Consider the following 22,545-nt stretch of genomic DNA (forward strand, 5'->3'; position numbering starts at 1 on the left):
TGCTTACTCGAAGGCGGTCTGGTTGGTGATGAGCGTGCGTTCCCGCGGATCGCGGGCGACACCGGTGAGGCCTTCGGATTCGCCCTGGATGACGCGTTCGTGCAGCATCGGCACTGCCGCATCCTTCTCCAGGATGAGCTTCTCGGCGTCCAGGATCGCGGCGCGGCGGTCGTCTCCTGGTTCGGTGGCCGAGGCGTCTGCCAGCGCCGCGTCGACCTGCGGGTCGCAGAACTGGGAGATGTCGAACGATCCCTCGCAGGCGAAGTCGGAGTACATGTATGCCACCGGATCACCGGAATCGAGCACGGTCGCGCGGGAGAGGATGAAGGCATCGAATGCGCCACTGAGAGCGTCGGTTTCGATGAACTGGTACTCGCGCACCACCTGCTCGACCACGAAGCCTTTCGCCTCGAGTTCCTGCTGCAGCAGCACGGCGACCTCGGGAAGTTCGGCGCGGTCGGTGAACGTGGCGAGCGTGATCTTCTTACCGGTCGCATCGCCCGCCGGTGTCTCGGTGCGCGCGGGACGGTCCGCGGCCCACGGCAGCGCGGGGCCGAGCAGTCCGTTCGCTGCGTCTGCGCGGCCCTCGTAGACCTGCTCGACCAGACGATCCTTGTCCACCGACTCCCGCGCGGCGGCGCGCATGGCCGGATCCGCGAATACGCCGGCCGACGTGTTCAGGTACAGGGTGTTGGTGCGCGGCATCGGAACCTCGTGCACCAGTGACGGGTCGATGTTGCCGGCCTGCGACACCGGAATGGCCTCCACCACATCGGCGGTGCCGTTGCGGAGCGCTGCTGCGCGGGCCGTACCGTCGGGCACGAAGTCGACGTCGATGCCGGCGAGCTTCGCGGGCTCACCCCAGTAGTCGTCGTTGCGGTCCAGAGTGGCGCTGGACGTGCCGTTCACTCCGGTGAGCACGAACGGTCCGGTGCCGGTTCCGACGGGGTTGCTGCCGCCTGCGGAGTAGGCCGCGGGTGCCAGGATGGCGAGCTGCGGGCTCGAGAGTCGTTGCGGCACGAGCGGATCGATGTCCTCGGTGGCCACCTCCACCGTGTCGTCGTCGGTGGCGGTCACCGTCAGCTCGACACCGTCGAGGATGCGCGGCTTCGGCGCGGCGGTAGTGGCAGCAGTCAGTGCGGTGACGACGGCGGCGGAGTCGAATGGCGCACCGTTGTGGAACCTCACGTCGGGTCGGAGGTCGAAACTCCAGGTGCGCTCGTCGACGCGGTTCCAGTCGGTGGCCAAACCAGGCCGAGCATCACCGAGATCGTCCAGGGTGACGAGAGTTTCGGCGGTGGACCAGCGCGAGAGCTTGAAGGCATCGTCGCTGAACTGCGAGAGCCCCGAGCGTGGCGGTTGCAGCATCGCGACGCGGGCCCGATCTGCGGTGTCGTCGGCGGCACCCGACGAGAAGCAACCGGTGAGCGTGAGGGTGCCCACCGCTGCCAGGGTGCCGATGCGGAACATGTTAATCGTCAAAGGATCTCCTGTGATAATCATGCAAGCCGGGGTACGGCGTCGATCAGATCTCGGGTGCGGAAGTGCTGCGGTTCGGTGAGAATGTTTCGTACGCTGCCGGTTTCGACGATTCGACCTTCATGCATGACCGATACGTCGCTGCACAGGCGAGCGACCGCCGACAGGTCGTGGCTGACGATCAGCACTGCGCTGGGCAGTCCGGCCAGGACTGCGAGGACCTGCTCGCGCAGATCAGGGTCCAGTCCGCTGACCGGCTCGTCCGCCAGCAGGTACTGCGGTTCGCATGCCACCGCACGAGCGATCGCGACGCGTTGATTCTGACCGCCGGACAGTTCCGGCGGTCGGCGCTGCAGATAACGCTCGTCCAGTCCGACGGCAGCGAGTGCGGCACCTGCCTTGGCTCGATGATCGCCGTCGACGCCGAGGAGTCGCAGCGGCGTCGCCACCAGATCCAGGACACTGCGGCGTGGGTCGAGGCTGGTCGCAGGATCTTGGGGTACGTACTGCACGAGTCTGCGAAACCATCGGAGCGATCGCACGGAGCCGGGACGTACTGTGCGCCCGTCCACTTCGATGGTTCCTTCAGAGGGCACATCCAACGCCAGCAGCATGCGCAACAACGTGGTCTTCCCCGAACCGGATTCGCCGACCACTCCTGTTCGACCGTCCGGCGGCAGCGAGAACGAGACACCGTCCACTGCGGTCCGAGACGAGCCGTGCCGAACGTAGGTGCGAGTGATACCCGTGGCCGTCAAGCCCGCACTCATCGCGCCACCAGCTGACGGAATGGGTCGGCGGAACGAGCTCGATCGAGCATGCGTACCACGAGATCGGACTCCGGACTACCGAGAATCGCTGCCGTGGAACCGGATTCGACGATGCGCCCCGAATCGAGAACCATCAGGTGATCACACAGCTGCGCGGCGACGGCGATGTCGTGTGTGATCATCAGCAGCGATGGCACCTCCCGCAGAGCGTCGAGAACCCGCGCCTGGCTCATCACGTCGAGCGCCGTCGTCGGCTCGTCCGCGATCACCAGTGGGCTCGTGCGCGCCAATGCGATTGCGATACAGACGCGTTGACGTTGACCGCCGGACAGCTCGAGGGGGTGCGAGGCCAGGATGCGTTCGGTGTCGCGCAGACCCACGCGCTCGAGCAGTGCGGAGGCGTCGGGCGTGCGTAGTTGCCTTCCGACGGTGACCATCGGGTTCAGCGCGGTGGCCGAATCCTGGAAGACCATCGCCGGTCGGGCGGTGCGCGGCCTGCGGGGGGTCGGAACTCCGGCGACGTCGTGGCCGTCGACGGTGATGCGGCCGGTGCAGGTGATGCCCGGTGGCAGCGCTCCGACCAGTGCCGACGCGATCAGCGACTTTCCCGATCCCGACGCGCCCAGCAGGCCGAGGCGTCGACCCGCGGGGATCTCGAAGGACACGTGCCGGGCGATGCGGGTACGTCCGGCATCGATGCAGAGGTCATCGACGGCCAGCACGGTATCTCCTCAGCCTAGACATGGGAACGAATTCGACAATCGTTATCGATAGGAGACTGTAGGCGAGCCGGACGGACCACACAAATTAGGCTGGCCGGATGAGCAGGGCGAGGGACGCGCAGCGAGCGGCCGTCTACGACGCAGAACAACTGGTCCGCACCATGTTCGATCGCGCCGAGGAGCGGGGCCTTCGCATGGTGCAGGTGATGGGTTCGCAGATCACGCTGCCGATCGAGCGCAAGTTCGCCTCCATCGACTCGGTGCAGGCGTACGTCGACGCAGTACTCGCACTGGAGTGGGTGGCGGCCACGTGGCCCGAGGCCGGCCGCACGATCACCGTCCGAGCCCGCTCGGGATCGGGTGCTGCGCACTACGAACCGGACACGGCCACCATCGCCGTTCCCTTGCATCACGGCAACAGAGCGTGGGCGCTTCGAGAACTGGTGGTTCTGCACGAGCTTGCGCACCACTTCGCAGACGAGAACGAGCAGCAACACGGAGGCGCCTTCGTCGACCGCTACATCACGCTCGTCAGCGAGATCGTCGGCTCCGAGGCCGGGTTCGTACTGCGGGCGATGATGGCCGAGAGCGGCGTCCGCATCGGCTGATGCCGTTCGGGTGCATCATGGGAGACGCAGCCCACACGACGAGGAGATGTACATGACCGTCAAGATCGGTGTTCAGCTTCAGCCCCAGCACGCTCCCGATTACCAACTCATCCGCGACGCGGTGTTGCGCTCGGAGGATGCGGGCGTCGACATCGTCTTCAACTGGGACCACTTCTACCCGCTGTACGGCGACCTCGACGGCGCGCATTTCGAGTGCTGGACGATGCTCGGTGCCTGGGCCGAGCAGACGTCGAACGTCGAGATCGGCGCACTCGTCACCGGCGGCGGTTACCGCAATCCGGATCTGCTGGCCGACATGGCGCGCACCGTCGACCACATCAGCGGGGGCCGCTTGATCCTCGGAATCGGTGCCGGCTGGAACGAGAAGGACTACGACAACTTCGGGTACGAATTCGGCACGGCTGGTTCGCGTCTGGCCTTGCTCAAGGAGAGCCTCGCCAGAATCCGCCACCGCCTCGATGTCGGCAATCCGGCCCCCACCCGCGATATCCCGATTCTCATCGGCGGCGGTGGGGAGAAGAAGACGCTGAAGATGGTGGCCGAGTACGCACACATCTGGCACAGCTTCGCCGACCTCGAGGCGTTGAAGCGCAAGTCGGAGATCCTCGCCGAGCACGGCACCACCGTCGGACGCGACGTCTCGGGGATCACCCGGTCGGTCTCGTGGCCCGGCGCGGACACCGCTCAGGACTTCGTCGACGCCGGAGCAACGCTGTTCACCGTCGGCGTCAACGGACCCGAGTACGACCTGGCCGAGCTGGGCCAGGCCATCGCGTGGCGGGACGCGCACAAGTAAGCCAGCCCACTCCAGTTCGCTGAGCGAAACCCTTGCGCGTGGCGCGTTTGGGTGAGTGGGCCCTGGTCCGCTTAGGGTTTTGTACATGGTTGCCGTACGCGCCTCACGCGCGCTCGTGGTTCTCGTTCTCGGACTGTTGATGGCCCTCACGCTCGCCGCGTGTGGCACGTCGAACTCCGATGATCAGGCGGCTGCAGGTCCGACCGACCTGTGCGCCCCTCCCGGCGTCGACAGTGCCTCGTCCACCCCGACGAACTTCGACGCGGCCGCTGCGGCCGCGACGGAGGACAGGTACACGACGGACAACGTCACTCCGCTGGACCGAGTGGACACGAACGCTCTGGGATTGGCGACGCCGGGAGTGCTCACCGTCGGCACCCTGTCCGACGCCCCGCCCAGCATCTGCCTGGACTCGGCCGGCCAGTACACCGGCTACGACAACGAGCTGCTGAAGGCCGTCGCCGAGAAGCTCGGCCTGCAGATCAACTTCTCGGGTACCGAGTTCTCGGGTCTGCTCGCGCAGGTTGCGGGCCGCCGTTTCGACGTCGGTTCGTCCTCGATCACGACGACGGACGAGCGCAGGAACACCGTCGGATTCACCAACGGCTACGACTTCGGCTACTTCTCACTCGTTGCTCAGACCGGCGGCCCGATCAGCAGGTTCGAGGACCTGAACGCGGGCAGCAGGATCGGCGTGGTGCAGGGCACCGTGCAGGACGACTACGTGGTGAACACGCTCGGCCTCGATCCGGTGAAGTTCCCGGATTACAACACCGCCTACGCCAATCTGCGGACCGGTCAGATCGACGCATGGGTGGCCCCGTCCCAGCAGGCGGAGGGCTTGGTCAAGCCGGAAGACGGCACGGCGATCACGCAGAACACGTTCTCGTTGAACAACTTCGTCGGCTGGGCCGTCGCTCGCGACAATCAACCGCTGATCGATGCGTTGAACTCCGGCCTCGACGCGGTGATCGCCGACGGCACGTGGGCCACGCTGTACTCCGACTGGGTTCCTCGCGAATTGCCCGACGGGTTCAAGCCGGGAAGCAAGGCCGCCCCCGAGCCGGAGCTACCCGACTTCGCCGCCATCGCAGCACAGAACGACGCGAATGCTCCCGACGCCGTTGCCGTTCAACCCAAATCCACGCTCGCGCAGCTGGGGGACACGTTCTTCGACTGGTCGCTGTACAAGTCCGCCATCCCCGACCTGTTCAAGGTGGGTCTGCCGAACACGCTGATTCTGGCGTTGGCGTCGGGCATCATCGGTACGGTCCTGGGCATGCTGCTGGCCCTGGCCGGCCTCTCTCGCACGCGCTGGCTGCGCTGGCCGGCGCGCGTCTACACCGACATCTTCCGCGGATTGCCCGCCGTGGTCATCATTCTGATCATCGGCCTCGGAATCGGACCGGTGGTGCAGGGTGTGACCGGCGGCAATCCGTATTGGCTCGGTGCTGCGGCACTCTCGCTGCTCGCCGCCGCGTACATCGGCGAGATCTTCCGATCCGGCATCCAGAGCGTCGAAGCCGGACAGATGGAAGCTGCACGCGCACTGGGCTTCAGCCAACGTCGCTCGATGAACCTGGTGGTCGTCCCGCAGGGTGTCCGACGCGTCCTGCCTGCGCTGATGAACCAGTTCATCTCACTGATCAAGGACTCGTCGCTGATCTACTTCCTCGGATTGCTCGCCACCCAGCGCGAGCTGTTCGCGGTCGGTCGAGATCTCAACGCTCAGACCGGAAATCTGTCCCCGCTCGTCGCGGCCGGATTGTTCTACCTGGTGCTGACAGTGCCGCTCACCCATCTCGTGAACTACATCGACAAGCGACTGCGCACCGGCAAGGCCGAGCAGACGCTGGACCCGGTCGAGCAGGCCGTCGTCGTGGAAAGAGGCTGACATGACTTCTGTTTCGCTCGTGGGCAAGGACATTCACCTGTCCTTCGGTACCAACAAGGTGCTGCGCGGGGTGAGCATCGACGTCCCGGCCGGCACGACCACGACGGTCATCGGACCGTCGGGCTCGGGCAAGTCGACGCTGCTGCGTGCTCTCAATCGACTGCACGAGCCTGAGCAGGGCGACATCCTGCTCGACGGCAAATCGGTGCTGAAGGACAACCCCGACCAGTTGCGGCAACGCATCGGCATGGTGTTCCAGCAGTTCAACCTGTTCCCGCACAAGAGCGTTGCCGACAACATCGCCCTTGGCCCACAGAAGCTGCTCGGCCTGTCCAAGGAGGCGGCTCGCGCGGCCGCGATGGATCAGCTCGAGTTGGTCGGTTTGGCCAACAAGGCGGATTCGCGTCCGGGCAATCTCTCCGGCGGACAGCAGCAGCGCGTCGCCATCGCGCGAGCACTGGCCATGAAGCCCGAGGTCATGTTCTTCGACGAGGCCACCTCCGCTCTCGACCCCGAGTTGGTCAAGGGCGTGCTGGCATTGATGGCCGACCTCGCGAAGGGCGGAATGACGATGGTGGTGGTGACCCACGAAATGGGATTCGCGAGATCGGTATCCAACCGGGTGCTGTTCATGGATCACGGCAGCGCCGTCGAAACCGGAACGCCGGAGCAGTTGTTCGACGATCCGCACACCGACCGACTGAAGACGTTCCTCTCGCAGGTGCTGTAGCGAACCTCGATCAGCTCGGTACCCGGTACACACGCCAGTCCGGCTGGTCGGCGCCATCGTTCGGAACTTCGAGCACGAGTGGATACAGATCGGCGCCGTTGTCGTAGACCGTCGGATATCGCCGGTTGACCGCGTCGGATACACCACGGCCCTCGTTGGGCACCGTCAGCAGATACTGCACGCCTGCGGATGCCGGGTCGTTGAGGATCTTGGTGAAGTCCAGATCGGACGGAACCACGAACTGCTTCGGGTGTTTCGACGCTGCCACGATGGCGAACCCGTAGACGGTGTCGACGAGAATCGAACCTTCGGGGAGGTTCTGACTGTCTAGGTACGACGCCAGTCGACGTTCGGTGGAGAAGGAATCGATCACTCGACGTGCCGCCATCGCCTGGGGATCGTCGGCCGGGGGATCCTCGTCGAGAAGACTGCCGAGGGCGTACTGCTGGCTGGACAACGACGGCTGCACCATCGCCCACCCCGTCACCGGAAGAGCCAGTGCGCAGACCGTCATTGCCGCTGCCGCGGCGGCAGGACGCAGCGGCGGCAGCGCGGGGCGGTGCCTGAAATAAGCACCCGCGCGCCGGGTGGGCTGATCTCCGGCAGCCGGAAACAGTTGCAGCACAACGACGGCTGCCAACGGAACGGCGCAGATGAAGAATCTCAGGAAGCCGAATGTCGAGCCGGCGATGTAGCTCGCGGCCTGGAACCCGATCACCCCACCGAAAAGCAATGGTGCCACCACGAATTCGAGGTCTCGTCGACGCATCGCCAGCACCACGGCGAGCGGGAGCGTCACCAGCAAGGTCGGTCCCAATACGACGACCGCAGCGAGCGAGAACAGGCCGGTGCCGATCAGGTCACCACTGGACCCACCGGACTGAGTCAGGATCGCGGCGTTTCCGTAGCTCGAGGACAGCTGGGCCAGCGCCTCACCGGTGATCAGCCAGCTCGTGGTTATCCACACGAGAAACACTGCCGTGCCGGGCCCGGCGACGAGTACTGCATCCAGAATTGCTCTGCGCCGCATGCTTTTCCAGTGTGTTCGACCCCGACGTAGCACCGTGACGACCGCCACCAGTACCGCGGCCAGAGCTATCGGAACGACGCCCTCGTAGCGAGCGAGGAAGGCGAGAGCCAGCGCGACGCCTGCCAGCAGGAGATCGTGAACGTCGTCGGTGTTCATCCATCGAATCAACCGTCGAACGGCCCAGCAGAGGAAGAACAGGAAGCCTGCCTCGCTCATGCCGTTGGCACCGTAGAAGACGATCATCGGGTTGATCGCGAAGACCACGGTGATCAGCAGGCTGTATCGGCCGGCGAGTCCGCGGTCTCGGCAGATGCCATGAATCATCACCACTGCACCGGCCATGAAGACCGCCGACACCGCGATGCCGGAGATGTTCCACCGGGTGATCGCCGGCCACCACGATGCGAAGGCGACGATGGGCAACTGCGCGAGGGCCGTCAACGGCGTGAAGATGAAGCCGACAGCCGACACGTGCGGATCGCGGCTGAGCAGCACCGCCTGCGCGGCCGAGGTTCGCGACAATGCGTCGCCGAGCAGGTAGCCGAAACGCATGCTCAGTGTCAGCCCCACCGCCAGGTAGCCTGCCAGCGCGCTTCCGAACACGATCCAGGGGGTGCGCCGATTCACGTGTTCTGCTCTTCGCCGACCGACGAATCCGCGGCGGGTCCGGACAGGCCGTGGAACGTCTTCTCCCAGTACGACGGATTGCGCACCAGCTGCCAACAGCCCTTGATGGAGGCCACGCTCATCATCACCCAGTACAGGGGCATCGTCAGGCTGGGAACGAGCAGGTAGGCGTTGTCGCTCTCTCGACTCGCGATGAGATACATGTACACCGTGGCGATGTTGCCCACCACCAGAGAAAGCAACGAGAAGTAGTAGATGTACGGCGGAAACAGCTCGGCAACCAATGCAGGCTGGCCGAGAATCCATGCCGCCGTGGTGAACCAGAAGACCATGTTGATGCACGCGGTGATCGGAGTTCCCGCGAGCAACAACGTGAAACGATAGGTGCCGACCGGCCCGAGGGCACGAACCGTCGCGACCGGTCTGCGCATGTGCACCAACCACGTCTGCAGATAGCCCTTGTACCAACGAGAGCGCTGACGGACCCAGTTGATCGGATCGCTGTTGGCTTCTTCGAGAGTGGTGGAGTCCAGTACGGCCGTCGAGTAGCCCGAGGCTGCGATGCGCACGCCGAGGTCTGCGTCCTCGGTGACGTTGAAGCCGTCCCAGGCCCCCACCTCGTCGATGACATCGCGTCGAAGATGATTGGAGGTTCCGCCGAGGGGGATCGGCGAGGTGCTGGCCATCAAACCAGGCAGCAAGTACCCGAACCACAGTGCGTAATCAGCGGTGAACCACCCGGTCAACAGATTCTGAGAACCGTTGTGGAACGCCAACTTCGCCTGCACGCACGCCACGGTGTCGGGCAGCCGCTCGAAAGCAGCGACGACGCGACGCAGTTGAAGTCTCTCGGGCAGATCCTCGGCATCGAAGATCGTCACGATCGTCCCGGTGGCGAAATGCAATCCGTAGTTACAGGCTTTCGGCTTGGTGCGAGGGTCCCCTGCGGGCACCAGGACCACGTCCACCAGATCGCTGACGCCGCTGCGCGCGGCCGCCTCGATGGTCACCTCGTCGTCCTCCTCGAGCAGCAACAGAACCTGCAGCTTGTCGGCGGGATAGTCGAGTCCGGTCATCGCCGCGATGAGGTCGCCCACCACCTCCGGCTCGTCGTACGCCGGGACCAGAATGGTGTAGTACGGCAACCGATCATCGGGAACTGCCCGTGCCTCCTCGTCGGTCACCGTGACGATCGCCGACGCGTCCAGACCACGGGAGAACAGCAACAGGCGGTCGATCATCGCCAACAGATATCCGATGGTGCAGACGACCGTGACCGCGAGCAGCGTTCCGACGGGGGCGATCACTCCACAGGCCAGGAGCAGCAGCGCAGCCCCGATTGCCGTGTACTTCTGCCAGGGAACGAATGCAATCGCCGCCGACGCCAACGGATTTCGATCGGCCAACCCGTTGATCGCGTCGTCGAGCGCAGCTGCTCGGAACTCTTCGGTTTCCGTTCCGACGCGCGGGGGAGTCGGCCGTTTCCCCCTGGCAGCGGTGGTCATCGCGACGCACCGTTCGCCAGGGCCCACTGCTGGCGAACGAGCCCGGTACCGAAGGTCGTCAACAGCTCACGGTCCTTATATTCCGGATCGTCGTCGATGGCGATGGCGTTGCCCCGCAGGAAGGTGCCGATCGACGTCCCGAGGTTCGATGCCATCGACGGCATCGGTTGCGGGAAGACGGCATCGAGATCGTGATTGTCGACGCTGATGACGGTCACGCGTTGCATCACATCGCCTCGCTGCCAATGGAAGACGAGCTTGGTCCAGGTGAGCAGCAACGCGTCGCTGACCGAGGTGTAGAGCGCACCCGTCACCCCGCGTCCGAGATCGATGGTCAGGGGATGGCTCGTGCGCGTGTTGGTCAATCGATACAGGGTGCTCTCCGGATAGACGGCCAGACTTGCCAGATTGGTGGTCGACAGTACGTCGACCACCACGGTCCGCGGCCTCGAACGCACGTCCCACTCGGAATTGCCTTCGTCGGCGCGCATCGTCTGCCGAGTCAGAGTGGAACGAGTACCGAAGAACGCACGGACCCAATCGAATTGCCGAATATCGATCTGGCCGAATCCGACCGGTGCCGCAAGAGGGGTCGCTACCGGGCCGGGTGGTCCCACCGGTGCCGCCACGGGGATGCGTTCGGGTAGGGGAACGAGAGCGAGGACCGCTGCCGCCACGATGGCGACGACGATCGAGCTCGGCGACCACTTCGCCGTCGGAACAGCGAGGCGCCGCGGCCGACGTTCGTCGAATCGGCCGCGACGCGCAGCGAGATAGAAGGCGATTCCGGTGATTGTTGCCGCACCGACGGTAGGGACGAGCTGCAGCCAGACGATGTCGATCTGTGGCCACAGTGTCAACATCAGTGCAGCAACTGCGAGTCCGGACAGTGCGGTGCACCCGAACCCGAGCCAGCCGCGGCGCCTTGTTCGGCCGACGGCGATGGCACCGGCGACACCTGCCAAGAGCACCATCACCGCCGCGTACGCGAAGCGGCCTCCGCCCAACCCGATGGCGACCAATCGGTAGCCGAGCGGACTCAACGCGAGCAGCAACAGCCAGACAGACCAGAACCGACCCACCGGCCGCAGTCCGAACATCAGTATCGCGCCACCGAAAAAGAACGCAAGCGCCGCAAGAACATCCAGATGCGCCAGTTCGTATTGGTCCGCGTAGCGCGGCAGCCACAGCGCCTTGATGGCGATGGACACCAGCAAGCCGATACCCCCGACGATGTTGTCGGTCTGACGATCGTGAATGGGCAGCTCGTCGGCCCTACGCCGCGCTACCCCCTGCGCCGCAACGACAGCGAGCAGCGGCAAGACGAAAATGTACGCGGTGATGGCGCCGTCGGCTGCCTCCTGCGCCAGCCGTACCCAGGTGGGGAGGAATGCGAGAACCACACAGGTGAGCAGAACCACCCAGCGCACGACCAAGACGTCGAGCGGACGCCGAGCTCGCCACCGAGGCGGCGCGGTCGGCGTCGGCTCCGCGCCGGTGTTCGGTGCGGTGTCCACCGTCATCTCGAGTCGCTGTGCCGGCTCGGCTCGGTCGTCGACCGGCGCGCTCGAAGCGCGACCACGAGTGCGCCCACGCCGGCGACTGCAAGTACCGCAAGACCGACTCCCACGAGGAGCACCGTCGTTCGATCGGAGGTGTCGTCGGACGCCGCTACGGTGTCGTCCGCACCCGACAGTGCCGCGCTCGACAGTGACATCGGTTCGGTGTTCTGCGCGGCGAACACGATGTCGCCGTCGAGCGCGAACCACCGAGCCGGGTCGCCGTCGAGCCAGGACAACATGGCGTCGAATCGGTCCGGTGCCGAGTTCCAGGATCCCACGAGAACAGCATGGTTCTGCATCGACGTGACCTGCACCGTCGCGAAGGGCTGATCCGTGTCGACCGTCAGTTCGGTGGCACCGCCGGCGGAATCCGGCTCGGCGATCCGGAATGTCGTCTCGTCGATCGACGACAGCGGAAGCGCCACTGTCTCCGGCAATTCCGAGGCCGGCGCGATCACCAATGCGGGAGCGCTACCGTCGAGCGCCTGATCCATGGACACGACCTCCGGCACCAGCGGCAGACTCGACAGTCGCTGCAGCCCGGTTGCCATCGTGACCGCTCGGACGACTCCCGCGTAGGACTCGTCGGCCAGCGCGATCTCGAACTGCGGCATCAACGCCTGCGGCATCGATCGCAGGCCGAGAGGGGCTGGTGTGGAGGAATCGGACGACCGCACCAGAGTCGAACCGTCCACGGTCACACTCGTATCGGCGGCCGCGGAGCAACCACCGCCACCTGCGGTCGACGGATGGTCGACGGAAATATCGAGCGTCTCGACGCGGGACAGTGCCGAATTCGGAATGTCGATCCATCGGTCGAGCCGACCGGTGTCGTCGGCCTCCCACACTGCGAGCGGTGACCCGTTCACCGTGGCCCGCACCGATCCCGCGCCCGGTGTGTAGCTGCCGATCAGGTGCACGGACAGGTCGGACGCAGACCGGCCGAGCCGCGTCTGGTCGATCGTGATGGACGCGGTCGCCGAGGCACCGCCAGAACCGGTCACCGTGCCGATCCCGAGGTCGTCGAGCGTGATCGATTCGGGGGCGAGTTGCGCTTTCGGAGCGGACGGTCCTGCCAAGGCAGAAGTGGCAACGGCAATCTCGGAAAGATCGCTGGTGATCAAACGGGCCTGATCGACCAGATCCGATCCGGTACCGGTGAGATACATGCGCGGCGGGGCCTGCTCGACAGGATAGATCAGCTCGGCACCGGCGTCCGAGTTCTTCGCCAGCACGACCGACCTCTCGAGCGGACCGTCAGGAGCAGCTCCCTGCAGCTCGCTGTCCGGCCGCACCGCGACCCGAACCGGCTGCGCCCCGTAATGGTGTACCACCGAGGAAGCCACAATCGTTGCAGCGGTGATGGTCTCGCGATCCGCATCCGTGGGGACGAACAGCGTGAGCGTTCGCAGCACTACCGGCAGAAAGTCCGCAATGGTCCCCGGCACCGCCGGTTGTCCCTCATAGTCCACGGTCGCGTCGATCAATCGGATGGCATCGGAGTCAGGATCGGGGCAGTAGCGATCGTCGGGAATCAGGGACGGAATCAGATCGAGTGCGATCACTCCGTCGACCGTCGTTGCCGCAGCGAGTGGAATGGACACCGGAGTGGTCGGTGCCGTGTTGTCGAGCGTGATCCGGGTGATCGGTCGACCGTCCGACTCGACGTCTACCCACCCTCGATCGAGCCAGGCCAGCGTGGTGAGTACACCGCTGAGGGTCGACGGCACCGAGCCCGTGGGAGACGGAACCGTCAGCCGAGTGCGTTCTCCGGTCGTATCGATGGTGGTGGATCGACCCAGACCCAATTCGGCGAAGGTCAATCGGTCGGCATCCTGATCGGCCGGTTGCGCCGAGACGACCGAGACCGGAAGCAGAAGCGGAACCACGACGAGAGCAGCCGTCGATGCAATGCGCGCCATTCGCATGGGGGATATCCAGCCTTCGATGATGAAACGAAAATCAGAACTCTACTGCGTAGGACCGTTTTCCGACGTGCTGGAGCAACCCACTGTCGCCCCCGGGTCTCGAATCGACTCCAGAACCGCCAGGGCGACAGAATATTTCGGGTAAATGAGCGGCGCGCCCGAGCGTCGTCACATTCCATCGGATCGGTGCCCGACAATCTGCACTAATTCGGCAGTATTTCCGGAACAACCGTCGAATTCACGAGTTCCGATATCGGGCAGTCGGCGTCTAGCATTACGCCGATGCGGATCGGTTCGAAATTGCTACGGTGCGCACTCGGCACAGCCCTGATGCTGTCGGTCGCCTCGATCTTCGGCGTGCCCGACGCGGGCGCGGCCCCCGAGTCCGGTGCTCGCGTCACCGCGAGTACCGACGGTTTGTCACTCGACGGTGCGCCGTGGTGGCCAACGGGATTCAATGCCTATCAGCTTGCGACCGACTGGTCCGTGAACGCAGGCTGCGGAGCGATGGTCGACCTGGACGGCTATTTCGGTGCACTGCCTCCACATTCCCTCACGCGGTTCAACGCATTCCAGGCACTGGCGATCAACCGATTCACCGGCGCACTCGACTTTCGCCCGATGGACGCGGTCTTCGCGGCGGCCGAGGCGCACGGGCAACTGGTCGTCCCGGTTCTCTCGCCACAGGACGGAGCCTGTGAAGGAAACGCCTTCAAGGGCAGACAGTGGTACGTCGACGGATGGACGACGCCCCCTGCCGTCCCCGACACGAATGCGGTGACGAGTTTCGAGCAGTGGATGCTCACTGCTGTGAACCGGTGGAAGGATTCGCCCGCACTGGCAGCGTGGGAATTGGTCGGTGAGCCGGAAACCAGCTCGTGCACCGACGCGGCGTGCTCCTGGACCACCCGGACCTGCACCGCCGACGCCGCCCAGGTTCTGCGCTCCTTCTTCGATACCGCAGGGCAACAACTCCGCACTGTCGATCCCCGCACCCTGATCACCGCCGGCCTCACCGGCGGTGGACAGTGCGGTAGCCAGGGTGACGAGTACGAGTACCTCGCCCGGTCGCCGTTCGTCGACGTGTTGCAGTACCACGACTACGGAGCCGACGGGGTGCCCTTGCCAGGAGATCAGTGGAACGGGTTGCAGCGGCGGATCACCCAGAGCGCTGCGGTGGGCAAACCCCTCCTGGTCGGGGAGATCGGTCAACTCGCCGGTTCCTGTGGCGATCTCGGTTCTCGCGCAACGAGTATCGACACCAAGATCGACGGCCAACGTGCCGCGGGCACAGCGGGAGCACTGCTGTGGGCGTTCGTGCCCGACCCGCGGCCGGGCGAGTGCACCTACGACATCGGCCCCGGCGATCCGCTGTGGCAGACGATCGGACCTTAGGGCATCCTCGTTCTCCCCAACTTCATCTGAACGTTCCTTTACTTTCGCTTTTGGGTGACAGCGTGCCGTGACATGAAGCCACTACCCTTGTTCGCGGTTCACGACGGAAGCTCCAAGCGCTCATCATTGACGTGCAAGTACAAGTGCGGTGATGCGTGCTTCCACGAGATTCCCAATACGTCGAAGGGCGAGTACTTCGGCGACATCGTCAAGACCGCGATGTCGCGGCGTGGCGTCATCAAGGGTGGAGCGATGGCAGTGCTCGCCGTGGGCGCGGGCAGTGCTCTCGCGGCATGCTCGACCGACGAGCCCGCCACCACCGGAAGCGGAACCTCGAGCACGTCGGGTGCCGATACCCCGCCCGTCGACGGTGTGGATTTCGTTGCGGTGGAACCGAACACCGAGGACGCGGTCGTGGTACCCGAGGGCTACGAACAAGGCGTCGTCATCCGCTGGGGTGACGCGGTGGTGGCAGGCGCACCGGCGTTCGACTTCGACAACCAGACGGCCGCTGCACAGGAGAAGCAGTTCGGCTTCAACAACGACTTCGCCGGCCTGCTGCCGATCGAGGGCACGCCCAACGCGCACCTACTGGTGGTCAACCACGAATACAGCACCGAGCCGGCGATGTTCAAGGGCTACGACGCGGAGAACCCCACCCGCGAGCAGTTCGATGTCGCCCTTGCCGCACACGGACTTTCGGTGGTACAGGTGCAGGGGGAATCCGGCACCGGCAAACTGACGCCGGCCATGGGCCAGTACAACCGCCGCATCACCGGCACCACCGAGTTCGTCGTCACCGGCCCCGCCGCCGGCAGCGATTTCCTCAAGACGAGCGTCGACCCCACCGGCACCAAGGTGCTCGGCACCTTCAACAACTGCTCGGGTGGCCTGACACCGTGGGGAACGGTGCTCTCCGGCGAGGAGAACTTCAACCAGTACTTCGGCAACGCCGAGTCGGTCACCGATCCAGTTGTGGCGCAGCGTCTCTCGCGCTACGGAGTCGAAGGTGCCGCGAGCGACCGTAAGTGGGAGCGCTTCGACAAGCGCTTCGATCTGGCGCAGGAGCCCAACGAGGTCAACCGCTTCGGATACATCGTCGAGGTCAATCCGTGGGACCCGCAGTCGGCCCCGATCAAGCACACCGCGCTCGGCCGCTTCAAGCACGAAGCTGCGACGATCCACGTCACCGACGACGGCACCGTCGTCGCCTACAGCGGCGACGACGAACGCTTCGACTACATGTACAAGTTCGTCTCCAGCCGAAAGATGATGCCCGGCACCGGCGCGGCCGCGATGCGCAACAACTTGACACTGCTGGACGCGGGCACGCTGTACGTCGCCACCCTCACCGGCGATACTCCCGACGAGATCGACGGATCCGGCACCCTTCCGTCCAACGGCGAATTCCGCGGCACCGGAACATGGATCCCACTGCTCGAGACCGGCGAGGACGGCCGCGGCACCTCCCTCGTCGACGGCATGTCGGCCGAGGAGGTCGCAGTGTTCACCCGTCAGGCAGGCGACAAGGTGGGCGCAACCAAGATGGACCGCCCCGAGGACTTCGAGCCCAACCCGGTGACCGGCAAGGTCTACGTCGCGCTGACGAACAACTCCAACCGCGGCACCGAGGGCAAGGCGGCCGCCGACGAGGCCAACCCCCGCAACACCAACAAGAACGGTCAGGTGCTCGAGCTCGACGACGACCACGCGGGCACGTCCTTCACCTGGAACCTGCTGCTGGTCTGCGGTGACCCGAACGAGGCCGACACCTACTTCGGCGGCTTCGACAAGAGCCAGGTCAGCCCCATCTCGTGCCCCGACAACCTGGCGTTCGACGCCAAGGGCAACCTGTGGGTCTCCACCGACGGCAATGCTCTCGACTCCAACGACGGCCTGTTCGCCGTAGTGCTCGACGGCCCACGCCGAGGTGAGACCCGCCAGTTCCTGACGGTTCCCGCCGGCGGTGAGACCTGCGGTCCCATCGTCTCCGACGAGCGGGTCGTTGTGTGCGTGCAGCACCCAGGCGAGAGCGACGACGCCACCGCCGACGCACCGATCTCGCATTGGCCCGACGGCGGCGACACCCAGCCGCGGCCCTCCGTCGTCGCAGTGTGGAAGTCGGCGTAGCCGTAGCTGTTTCGCTCGAACCGAACGCGCCCGTGGTCGAAGACAGTCGACTGCGGGCGCTTCGGTTGTGTCAAGCGTCCTCGCGGGCGCTCAGGTGGCAGCTGAATCTGCCGTCAGCCGTGCGACGACCCAGGCCATCGCACGGCTGACGGCATCACGTGATTCGTCGGTGTGATCGAGCATGTCGAATCCGTGTTGTCCGTCGGGTACGTCGATGATGTCCAGGTTCGCAGCGTGGGCCGCCGCGACAAAAGCGTTCACCCCCGAGATGAATGCGGGACGATCGCGGCCCACACGTGTGAGCAGAATCGGCGGTGCTCCCGAATCCGATACGGCGAGAGTGGAATCGAATCGCGGCTCGACCCCCCATTCAGGGAGGGTCTGCAGCACCGGGTATGTCAATGCGAGACAGGTCAACCACGCCGGAGAGTGCTTCAACCAGTCGGCAGCGAGCAGCCCGCTCCCGGAAAAGAACCACAGCGCAACTCGATTGGGATCCACTCCGGGAAGTTGTCGAACCTGGTCGAGTCCGACGGCGATCTCGTCGGCAGCTGCAGCACACTCGGCAAGCGAGGCCATGTGATGTTCGAGTACGACACCGACGACGCCCGCTGCCGCGGCGATGGATCCGTACCCGACGAAGACCGGTTGATCTCGCGGTCGCCATTCGACGCTCGGCGGGCGCGGACCACCGTGAACGAAGACAACAGCGGGCCGAAGAGCGTCGTCGCCGGATGCCGTGTCGGGTGCCCGATAGACGTCGAATGAATCTCGACGTTCGCGTAGTACGTCGGGCGTTGCGAGTACGAACGACTGCGGTTCCATTCACATACCTCCGTCGATGGTGCGCTGGAATCGGTCGAGTGCCCACCGGGCACGCATTCCCCTCACGACCCGGGTTGTGCGGCGATTCGCCTCGCTGCCTCGACGACGAAGTGGCGACGTGCTGCCCGTGCCTGTTGGTCGTGAGGTCCGGCACCGGTGATCATTTCGGCGAGCTGCGGGACGGTCTGCCACCAGGCGGCCAGCGCGATCAGCGTGAAAACCAAGTGCGCGGGATCGATCTCCGAATCGATGAGGCCGTGTCGCTGGGCGTCGGCGAAACGCGCCACTTTCTCGCGGTAGTGCGCTGTGCGCACCTCCGCGTGAGCCGGCGGGCCCGACTGTAGACCCTCCCACTGAAGCAGGCGGCCCAGTTCAGGATGAGATGCGTGATAGTCGTAGGTCGCGCCGGCGAATTCGCCGATGTCGTCCAAGTCGACCCCCGTGAGTTCGACGCCGGTCGCAAGGCGCTCCAACTCGGTTGCCAGGACGAGGTCCCAGAGAGCCTTCTTGTCCCCGAAGTAGCTATAGAGCCTCTCCTTGTTGACGCCTGATCGAGTTGCGATGGACGCGACGGTCGTGCCCTCGAGCCCGTGAGCTGCAAATTCCACCAGCGCGGCATCACGAAGTCGACGCCGTGTCCCGTCCGTGTCCCAGGCCATCCGCCGAGATTACCAACTTCTGAGTTGGAGTTTCCACGCGCTCGAAACGTAGCATTCCAACCACATCGTTGGAGTTGGAGAATGGTCATGGCAACTATCGAATGTCTTCCCGCAGAAATCCGATCGCCCGAGCCGGGCTCGGTGGCCCTGGTGACGGGAGGGAACAGTGGCATCGGTCTCGAGACGGCGCGACAGCTGCTCGCCATCGGTCTGGACGTATGGATCGGAGCGCGGGATCTCGACAGGGGGCAACGCGCCGCCGCGGAACTGGGCTCGGCCACGCGCGTCGTGCAGCTCGATGTCACGGACCCGTCTTCGGTCGCCGCAGCCGCCCAGCAGGTCGGCGAACTGGACATACTCGTGAACAACGCCGGGGTGAACCCAGGTAACGACGACATAGTCGGCACCACGCTGGAGCAGTTGCGTACCACGTACGAGACCAACGTCTTCGGTCTCATCTCGGTCACTCAGGAATTCCTCCCTGCGCTGCACAGGTCCCCGCACCCGCGCATCGTCAACGTGTCCAGCGGAACCGGATCACTGACCTGGAACAGCAGCTCGAACCCACAGTTCGACTGGGAACGAGTGATGGGCGGCGGTGTGGCCTACCGAAGCTCGAAGACAGCCGTCAACGCCGTCACGCTGCTGACCGCTCAGACCCTGGGTGAGAGGGTCAAGGTCAACGCCCTGGCACCCGGTCTGCGCCATACCAACCTGGTCGCGGGCATGTCGGCAGGCGGAGACCCGGCCGAGGCGGCCACGGGAGTGGTCCGGCTCGCCCTCCTGGCCGACGACGGCCCCACGGGAGCCCTGTGGTCGTGGGACGGTACGCGCGTGCCCTGGTAGAGGTGAGTGCACAGCCGAGCCACAGTCAGGTCGTATCCACATACCAGTCGAGCGACGTCACCAGCGAGCCAGTGCCCGCAGCGATTCCGGCGTGCCCGCGTAGTGATTGATGTCGGTTCGCCCGTCGATTCCGGGAATCGTGCCGCGATCGGTGAACTGCCAGAACAGCCAGTCGGTCCAGCCGCCGGGCAGCGGCCCCAGCTCGTCGTCGTAGTCGGCGATCCACAGCGGATAGTTGTTGAACTCGTGGGTGTCGGCCATCGCCGTCCGCCAGAAGTTCGGATAGGTGTAGATGATCGGCTGACGGCCGGTCAGGGTCTGGACGGTATCGAGGTACCGGTGCGTCCAGTCGATCACCTCGGCTGGCGACCGGCCCTTCGCATCTTCGAGGTCGAGCACGGGCGGCAGATCGCCAGGTCCGTTGATGCCCAGCACCAGTGCCGAGTAGTACGCGCCCTGCAACTCCGGCGAGAGCGTCACATCGGCGTAGTGGTACGCCCCGCGCGCCACGTTCGCCGTACGCATGACGATGGAATCCTCGACGAAATACGGGTTGACGTAATCCAGCCCTTCGGTGGCCTTGACCATCGCGAATCCGTGGCCTGCAGCCTTGACGGCGTGCCAATCGATCGAGGTGCCGTCGATGTGTTGCCACGACGAGACGTCCGGTCCCTGCGGAACGGCGGACGCTATCCCTGGCGCAGCACAGGCGATGACACCGACCGAGAACAATCCGAACAGGGCACGCAACGTGCGGGAGAAGACCACTCGGGTGAGATTAGGGGCCCGGACCTGGGCACTCAATGGTGAACAGTCACTAATGCACTCTGTTCACAGACGTGGTTGAGTCGTCACTAATGAGACGTGGGTAACACTCACGCTGCCGACAGCGACATACCCAGAGTCGGCACGAACAAACCCAATGGAAACACGAACTACATCTCTTGGCTCGGAGGCGCACCCATGACTGTCGTGAACGATCTCTCGCATCTGGCTCTCACGGAACTCGACCCGTCCGACTACGCGGTGCCGACCATCGCGCCGATCCGAAGCACCGGACACCTCGACCCTGTGTTCTGCATCCATCCCCTGGTGGGTCTGGTCGACTGCTACGTGGGTCTGGCAGCTCACGTCGACGACGACCGCCCCATCTACGGCGTCCAGGTACCCGCGTCCGGTGAGCGCGCCGAATCCTTCGCAGCACTGGCGGCGCAGTACGCCGACGACATCGCTCGCATCCAGACCGACGGCGCCGTCCACCTTCTGGGCATGTCGTTCGGTGGAGTTCTCGCCCACGCCATCGCCGTCGAGCTGCAGAACCGGGGCATCAGCGTCGGCGCACTGACGCTGCTGGACAGCGACCCTGTGCTGGCCCGCGCCGAGGGCGCAGATCTCCTCGGAGCCATGGGCGACGAGATCGATCGCAGCCATGTCGAGGAACTGCTCGCCGTCGCGTCGCACAACGACGAACTCGTCCAGCGCCACCTGCCCGGCATCTACTTCGGCGACATCCTGGCCGTCTCGTCCCTGGGCACCGACTCCGGTTCCGCGTGGCATCCCTTCGTCTGCGGCACCGTCGCCAAGTACCTCGTGCCCGACGCCACCTCGTTCGACGTCGTCGGCCCTCTCGTCGAGAGCTACCTCGGCTGACCCTTCTCGCTACCCCAGCCAGTCCAGCACGGCCGCGGCCGTCCAGGATTGCTGCATGCTGCCGAGCGGCTTGCCCGTGAACGGCTCGTAGTACTCGGCGAAGCTGCCGTCGCTGGCCTGGCGCAAGCCTTCGTCCCGCAGCGACAGTGACCGCTCCGACCACCCGCGACGCGCAAACGCCCACGAGAACAGCCACGTCATCACCGGCCATACCGGCCCGCGCCAATACTCACGGGCACGGAAATCCTTCGACACCGGCGACGTCGACGGCGGAACCGCGTACCGCAGATCCGGATGTCCACAGAATCGTGTGCCCTCGAAGATCCGCAGTAGGTTGCGCTCCTGCTCGCGCGGCAGTCCGCCGCACAGCAACGGAGCGAACATCGCGATGGTCTCGGTGCCGATCCACTGACCCGTCCGCAGATCGAAGTCACGGGCCCCACCGGAGCGCGCGTCCGTCGTCGCGATGACTCCCTTCCGGAACTTCTCCGCCCACGACCGCAGCTCCCGAACATCGGAGTGGGGACGCGAATGGTCCTCGCCGATGGTCGCGAGCACATCGCAGGCCACCGCGAAGATGGCGCTGACGAACACATCTTCGACGGCAAAGCTCATTTTCGTCTTCAATGCGTCGTCGTCGTACCCGACCTGCTTCATCTCCTCGACGAGCCAGATGTAGCGGTCGTACTCGAGATTGCTCGGCCGCTGGGAGGCATCGGAGATGACCGCCTTGTCCTCCCGAAAGTACGGATCCATCTCTCCGGGAACCACGTTCGCGTAGGCCGAATCCCACCGTGGCGAATTGTCCATCCCCGACTCCCAGCCGTGGAAGACGGCGACTCTTCCGTTGTCGTCCACGTCGCGGGCCTGGGCGAGCCAGCGATGCCACCGCACCAGATCACCCCAGCGTCGATCGAGAAACTCCTCGGCGACGGCACGCGTCGTGCGTCCGTGGCGCTTGGAATGATCGAGGATGCGCTGCACGGCAATCGCGTGGACCGGTGGCTGGGTGATGCCCGAGGTCTGCGGGTTCATCGGCGCGTGCGGGGCGAGCGTGCCGGTGGCCCACCGCGCCGGACCGGGAAAGTAGCCGTCGACACCGTTGGCGAAGACGATGTGCGGGATCATCCCGTTCTTCCACTGCGCCGAGAGCAGCGTGTCCATTTCCACCACGGCGCGCTCGACACTCAGCGGTGCCAGCCCGACGGAAACGAACGCCGCGTCCCAGCTCCACATGTGCGGATACAGCCTCGGGGCCGCGCTGGTCATGGTGCCCAGGTCGTTGCCCCTGAGCAGATATGCCGCGCGCGCCGCCAACTGCGTGGAAGTGAAACCTCGATCGCCCATGCAGACAGTTTGCGTCCGCGC

At 65.1% G+C, this 22,545-nt stretch carries 19 protein-coding genes; 8 read left to right on the plus strand and 11 right to left on the minus strand.

What is annotated here, in order from left to right:
• Nucleotides 1-3: 3 nt before the first annotated feature.
• From ABZ677_RS10380 to ABZ677_RS10390, 3 genes are read right to left on the minus strand one after another with little or no spacing between them, the layout of a single operon-like run.
• The gene (locus ABZ677_RS10380; RefSeq protein ID WP_358368994.1) at nucleotides 4-1,482 is read right to left on the minus strand and encodes an ABC transporter substrate-binding protein; all 1,479 of its coding nucleotides are present in this window, start codon (nucleotides 1,480-1,482) and stop codon (nucleotides 4-6) included.
• Nucleotides 1,483-1,499: 17 nt separating this feature from the next.
• Nucleotides 1,500-2,249 (minus strand): ABC transporter ATP-binding protein, encoded by a 750-nt coding sequence (locus ABZ677_RS10385; protein WP_358368997.1) that lies wholly within the window; start codon nucleotides 2,247-2,249, stop codon nucleotides 1,500-1,502.
• Nucleotides 2,246-2,971: an ATP-binding cassette domain-containing protein gene (locus tag ABZ677_RS10390; RefSeq protein WP_358369000.1), complete on the minus strand. Its 726-nt coding sequence runs from the start codon at nucleotides 2,969-2,971 to the stop codon at nucleotides 2,246-2,248. The genes ABZ677_RS10385 and ABZ677_RS10390 overlap by 4 nt, the downstream gene beginning before the upstream one ends.
• A 98-nt stretch (nucleotides 2,972-3,069) precedes the next feature.
• On the opposite strand from ABZ677_RS10390, the gene ABZ677_RS10395 reads away from it, so the two are divergent.
• From ABZ677_RS10395 to ABZ677_RS10410, 4 genes are all read left to right on the plus strand, one after another.
• Complete coding sequence (locus ABZ677_RS10395; RefSeq protein ID WP_037195237.1) at nucleotides 3,070-3,579, plus strand: TIGR04338 family metallohydrolase; 510 nt, start codon at nucleotides 3,070-3,072, stop codon at nucleotides 3,577-3,579.
• A 46-nt stretch (nucleotides 3,580-3,625) separates the two neighbouring features.
• On the plus strand, nucleotides 3,626-4,396 hold the full coding sequence (locus ABZ677_RS10400; RefSeq protein WP_358369003.1) for an LLM class F420-dependent oxidoreductase: 771 nt from the start codon (nucleotides 3,626-3,628) through the stop codon (nucleotides 4,394-4,396).
• An 85-nt stretch (nucleotides 4,397-4,481) separates the two neighbouring features.
• Complete coding sequence (locus ABZ677_RS10405) at nucleotides 4,482-6,290, plus strand: ABC transporter substrate-binding protein/permease (RefSeq protein WP_358369006.1); 1,809 nt, start codon at nucleotides 4,482-4,484, stop codon at nucleotides 6,288-6,290.
• 1 nt (nucleotide 6,291) lies between these two features.
• Nucleotides 6,292-7,020, plus strand: coding sequence for an amino acid ABC transporter ATP-binding protein (locus tag ABZ677_RS10410; protein WP_037195243.1), 729 nt, complete (start codon nucleotides 6,292-6,294; stop codon nucleotides 7,018-7,020).
• A 10-nt stretch (nucleotides 7,021-7,030) separates the two neighbouring features.
• Here ABZ677_RS10410 and ABZ677_RS10415 read toward each other — a convergent pair whose 3' ends face one another.
• Genes ABZ677_RS10415 through ABZ677_RS10430 form a run of 4 tightly spaced genes read right to left on the minus strand, consistent with a single transcriptional unit; the run spans nucleotide 7,031 to nucleotide 13,666 of the window.
• Nucleotides 7,031-8,677, minus strand: coding sequence for a glycosyltransferase family 39 protein (locus ABZ677_RS10415; protein WP_358369010.1), 1,647 nt, complete (start codon nucleotides 8,675-8,677; stop codon nucleotides 7,031-7,033).
• On the minus strand, nucleotides 8,674-10,182 hold the full coding sequence (locus ABZ677_RS10420) for a glycosyltransferase (RefSeq protein WP_037195676.1): 1,509 nt from the start codon (nucleotides 10,180-10,182) through the stop codon (nucleotides 8,674-8,676). The genes ABZ677_RS10415 and ABZ677_RS10420 overlap by 4 nt, the downstream gene beginning before the upstream one ends.
• A complete protein-coding gene (locus ABZ677_RS10425) occupies nucleotides 10,179-11,705 on the minus strand; it encodes a hypothetical protein (RefSeq protein ID WP_358369014.1) in 1,527 nt (508 codons plus the stop codon). The genes ABZ677_RS10420 and ABZ677_RS10425 overlap by 4 nt, the downstream gene beginning before the upstream one ends.
• On the minus strand, nucleotides 11,702-13,666 hold the full coding sequence (locus ABZ677_RS10430; protein ID WP_358369017.1) for a hypothetical protein: 1,965 nt from the start codon (nucleotides 13,664-13,666) through the stop codon (nucleotides 11,702-11,704). Before ABZ677_RS10430 ends, ABZ677_RS10425 begins: the two co-directional genes overlap by 4 nt.
• Before the next feature lie 336 nt (nucleotides 13,667-14,002).
• On the opposite strand from ABZ677_RS10430, the gene ABZ677_RS10435 reads away from it, so the two are divergent.
• Together ABZ677_RS10435 and ABZ677_RS10440 are read left to right on the plus strand one after the other, a co-directional pair.
• Nucleotides 14,003-15,067, plus strand: a complete 1,065-nt coding sequence (locus ABZ677_RS10435; RefSeq protein WP_358369182.1) for a beta-mannosidase — start codon at nucleotides 14,003-14,005, stop codon at nucleotides 15,065-15,067.
• Nucleotides 15,068-15,139: 72 nt separating this feature from the next.
• Nucleotides 15,140-17,197, plus strand: a complete 2,058-nt coding sequence (locus tag ABZ677_RS10440; protein WP_358369020.1) for a PhoX family phosphatase — start codon at nucleotides 15,140-15,142, stop codon at nucleotides 17,195-17,197.
• Between the two features lie 90 nt (nucleotides 17,198-17,287).
• Here ABZ677_RS10440 and ABZ677_RS10445 read toward each other — a convergent pair whose 3' ends face one another.
• Both ABZ677_RS10445 and ABZ677_RS10450 read right to left on the minus strand, forming a co-directional pair.
• The gene (locus ABZ677_RS10445; RefSeq protein ID WP_358369023.1) at nucleotides 17,288-18,022 is read right to left on the minus strand and encodes an alpha/beta hydrolase; all 735 of its coding nucleotides are present in this window, start codon (nucleotides 18,020-18,022) and stop codon (nucleotides 17,288-17,290) included.
• A 62-nt stretch (nucleotides 18,023-18,084) separates the two neighbouring features.
• On the minus strand, nucleotides 18,085-18,681 hold the full coding sequence (locus ABZ677_RS10450; RefSeq protein WP_358369026.1) for a TetR family transcriptional regulator: 597 nt from the start codon (nucleotides 18,679-18,681) through the stop codon (nucleotides 18,085-18,087).
• A gap of 87 nt (nucleotides 18,682-18,768) precedes the next feature.
• Here ABZ677_RS10450 and ABZ677_RS10455 point away from each other — a divergent pair, with 87 nt between their 5' ends.
• Nucleotides 18,769-19,527 carry an SDR family NAD(P)-dependent oxidoreductase gene (locus tag ABZ677_RS10455; protein ID WP_358369029.1) on the plus strand — a complete coding sequence of 253 codons (759 nt, stop codon included), beginning with the start codon at nucleotides 18,769-18,771 and terminating at the stop codon, nucleotides 19,525-19,527.
• A gap of 57 nt (nucleotides 19,528-19,584) precedes the next feature.
• Here ABZ677_RS10455 and ABZ677_RS10460 read toward each other — a convergent pair whose 3' ends face one another.
• Nucleotides 19,585-20,259 carry a glycoside hydrolase family 25 protein gene (locus tag ABZ677_RS10460; RefSeq protein WP_358369185.1) on the minus strand — a complete coding sequence of 225 codons (675 nt, stop codon included), beginning with the start codon at nucleotides 20,257-20,259 and terminating at the stop codon, nucleotides 19,585-19,587.
• 231 nt (nucleotides 20,260-20,490) lie between these two features.
• Here ABZ677_RS10460 and ABZ677_RS10465 point away from each other — a divergent pair, with 231 nt between their 5' ends.
• Nucleotides 20,491-21,177, plus strand: a complete 687-nt coding sequence (locus ABZ677_RS10465) for a thioesterase domain-containing protein (protein ID WP_358369032.1) — start codon at nucleotides 20,491-20,493, stop codon at nucleotides 21,175-21,177.
• Between the two features lie 9 nt (nucleotides 21,178-21,186).
• Here the strand turns inward: ABZ677_RS10465 and ABZ677_RS10470 are convergent, their stop codons facing one another.
• Nucleotides 21,187-22,524 carry a glycogen debranching protein gene (locus tag ABZ677_RS10470; protein WP_094632204.1) on the minus strand — a complete coding sequence of 446 codons (1,338 nt, stop codon included), beginning with the start codon at nucleotides 22,522-22,524 and terminating at the stop codon, nucleotides 21,187-21,189.
• Nucleotides 22,525-22,545: the final 21 nt, after the last annotated feature.

The sequence above is a fragment of the Rhodococcus sp. NPDC006774 genome (genome assembly GCF_040636045.1).
Taxonomy (GTDB): Bacteria; Actinomycetota; Actinomycetes; order Mycobacteriales; family Mycobacteriaceae; genus Rhodococcoides.

Bases quoted from the DNA above. Each gene is read 5' to 3' on its own strand.
- ABZ677_RS10385 (WP_358368997.1), bottom strand. From the start codon at position 2,249: ATGAGTGCGGGCTTGACGGCCACGGGTATCACTCGCACCTACGTTCGG.
- ABZ677_RS10395 (WP_037195237.1), top strand. From the start codon at position 3,070: ATGAGCAGGGCGAGGGACGCGCAGCGAGCGGCCGTCTACGACGCAGAA.
- ABZ677_RS10400 (WP_358369003.1), top strand. From the start codon at position 3,626: ATGTACATGACCGTCAAGATCGGTGTTCAGCTTCAGCCCCAGCACGCT.
- ABZ677_RS10405 (WP_358369006.1), top strand. From the start codon at position 4,482: ATGGTTGCCGTACGCGCCTCACGCGCGCTCGTGGTTCTCGTTCTCGGA.
- ABZ677_RS10410 (WP_037195243.1), top strand. From the start codon at position 6,292: ATGACTTCTGTTTCGCTCGTGGGCAAGGACATTCACCTGTCCTTCGGT.
- ABZ677_RS10420 (WP_037195676.1), bottom strand. From the start codon at position 10,182: ATGACCACCGCTGCCAGGGGGAAACGGCCGACTCCCCCGCGCGTCGGA.
- ABZ677_RS10425 (WP_358369014.1), bottom strand. From the start codon at position 11,705: ATGACGGTGGACACCGCACCGAACACCGGCGCGGAGCCGACGCCGACC.
- ABZ677_RS10430 (WP_358369017.1), bottom strand. From the start codon at position 13,666: ATGGCGCGCATTGCATCGACGGCTGCTCTCGTCGTGGTTCCGCTTCTG.
- ABZ677_RS10435 (WP_358369182.1), top strand. From the start codon at position 14,003: ATGCTGTCGGTCGCCTCGATCTTCGGCGTGCCCGACGCGGGCGCGGCC.
- ABZ677_RS10440 (WP_358369020.1), top strand. From the start codon at position 15,140: ATGAAGCCACTACCCTTGTTCGCGGTTCACGACGGAAGCTCCAAGCGC.
- ABZ677_RS10445 (WP_358369023.1), bottom strand. From the start codon at position 18,022: ATGGAACCGCAGTCGTTCGTACTCGCAACGCCCGACGTACTACGCGAA.
- ABZ677_RS10450 (WP_358369026.1), bottom strand. From the start codon at position 18,681: ATGGCCTGGGACACGGACGGGACACGGCGTCGACTTCGTGATGCCGCG.
- ABZ677_RS10455 (WP_358369029.1), top strand. From the start codon at position 18,769: ATGGCAACTATCGAATGTCTTCCCGCAGAAATCCGATCGCCCGAGCCG.
- ABZ677_RS10465 (WP_358369032.1), top strand. From the start codon at position 20,491: ATGACTGTCGTGAACGATCTCTCGCATCTGGCTCTCACGGAACTCGAC.
- ABZ677_RS10470 (WP_094632204.1), bottom strand. From the start codon at position 22,524: ATGGGCGATCGAGGTTTCACTTCCACGCAGTTGGCGGCGCGCGCGGCA.